This window comes from Fulvivirga aurantia (assembly GCF_009711475.1).
Classification (GTDB): domain Bacteria; phylum Bacteroidota; class Bacteroidia; order Cytophagales; family Cyclobacteriaceae; genus Fulvivirga; species Fulvivirga aurantia.
Genome location: NZ_SMMD01000046.1, coordinates 1 through 305, shown reverse-complemented (window position 1 = coordinate 305; position 305 = coordinate 1). Strand labels below are relative to the sequence as shown.

Below are 305 nucleotides of genomic sequence, written 5' to 3'. Positions count from 1 at the left end.
GTGTGGCCCGTGAGGTGGGTACAGAAGGTATGCTGGGTGGTCAGGCACAGGTACCAAACGTAGCCGGGGCATGGCTTGACCTTACCAATAATGTGAATACCATGGCCTCAAACCTTACGGCTCAGGTAAGGGAGATTGCAGGGGTAGCAACCGCGGTGGCAGACGGAGACCTTTCAAGAAAGATTTCAATTAATGTAAAAGGTGAGATTGCAGAGTTGAAAGAAACCATTAACCAGATGGTGGACTCACTTAATATATTTGCCGCTGAGGTAACACGTGTGGCCCGTGAGGTGGGTACAGAAGGT

Annotated in this window: 1 protein-coding gene; it reads left to right on the top strand. The window is 50.2% G+C overall.

The genetic code is table 11. The annotated features are described in order from the left end of the window. A partial coding sequence (locus E1176_RS00060; protein ID WP_155208567.1) for a HAMP domain-containing protein occupies positions 1-305 on the top strand: 305 nt, incomplete at both ends.